The 1,489-nt window shown below is 31.4% G+C and carries 2 protein-coding genes; one reads left to right on the forward strand and one right to left on the reverse strand.

Annotated features, from left to right (window positions below; genetic code table 4):
* Window positions 1-347 precede the first annotated feature (347 nt).
* On the reverse strand, window positions 348-557 hold the full coding sequence (locus MAGTDC_RS03550) for a hypothetical protein (RefSeq protein WP_146657074.1): 210 nt from the start codon (window positions 555-557) through the stop codon (window positions 348-350).
* Window positions 558-1,259: 702 nt separating this feature from the next.
* On the opposite strand from MAGTDC_RS03550, the gene MAGTDC_RS03555 reads away from it, so the two are divergent.
* Window positions 1,260-1,489 (forward strand): class I tRNA ligase family protein (locus MAGTDC_RS03555; protein ID WP_146657075.1); only part of this gene is annotated, 230 nt, incomplete at its 3' end.

Genomic DNA, 1,489 nt, shown 5'->3' on the forward strand with positions numbered 1-1,489 from the left:
ACGTTCACCCTTTTAATATAGGTTTTAAGTGGTGCCACTAAAAAAGAGGGTCATAAAGGTTTATTGGATGTAACAGAATATACTTTGGTAAAGCCTCAGTGGATTTAGTGCTTAACGTTTTAGAGATTGTCCGTGTGTCTTTTACCCAAATGGCTACAGAGGATCTTGTGTGTGTGTGTGTGTGTGTGTGTGTGTGTGTGCGCGCGCGTAAAATTTGATATGATTGTAAATTATTTTCACATAAAAACGACGTAAAAATAGCAATAAGACTGCGCTGAACTTTATTAATAATTATAGATACACAAGTCACGATACAGAACGTAACAAAGATTATTTATTATACTGCGTTATAAGACCTTCGATAGATATCTGGTACCACACGTAACAACTTTTATTATTTTGAAACAATTAACTTTTATGCAGGTAAGGAAGCTAACTACCATGTAATTTGATATCCTTGCGCAAGGAATTCGTTTTAACAAGTTTGCGTGTAGTGTGTGTGTGTGCGCGCGCGCGCGCGCGTACGGGGAAAGAAAAGAATGAAAAGCAACGTTCACACCGAAAAGCGTAGTTGTGGCCGGAGATACGTTACTTCTTGCTCTAGTAAATAATGTAGTTCACAGATGATATTTTTAATTCTATACAAAATAATTTATACAAGAAAGAGAAAGTAGAAAGTACGGAATTAAAAATAAAACATAATTTTATTAAATTGAGTTGTATACACCAAATAAATGCAGGGTAGCGAGAAAAAATTGGGTTGAATTGGTTTTTTTATTGCTTATAGGGTAGGTCATGTAAAACCAGTCCTGGCTGTAAAATAAATAAGCTATGGTTATTAATTTACTTGCTCCCATATTTAATTTAGAGTAAATGTCACTTAAGTAATTTGTAAAAATTGTTTTTCTACCATAGACATACTCGTGAGCTATAGACCTTAGTCGGTATAGTTATCATATTGCACTGGCTTTTGTTAGACAAAACATAAATATCATATTTATTTGTACACAGAATTATTAATACAAATATGAAACTTATAAATAAGTAGTGTCTATATTTTACACTCAATTACACGTATTTACTATGCGCTTTAATTTACAGTTTTAGGCATTTAAAAGCGCAACGTTTTATATTTTACAATACTCAAAAATATTTTAAGTTACAAAAAAGTGTTATAACAAGGAAAAACAATTGATGCTTGAATTTTTGAATCCATAATTTTTGTAATAACCAAGTAATCATGAGAGAAAATAAGATTTATGGTCACTATATGAATTTCGAATATACTAATGAAGGAAAGAATTCCGTTCGAAAGAATTTTGATTCATCCGATTATTTGTGATTCGAAAGGTGACAAAATGTCAAAGACAAAAGGAAATGTACTAAGTCCAAGTTCATTGTTTAATTCGTATGGTTTAGGGGCGTTGGTATTATATTTTTCCGGTATCGAACTTAATTCTAAAAGAAATAAAATTTGTTTGAATTCGAT

Source organism: Candidatus Hodgkinia cicadicola (assembly GCF_002774925.1).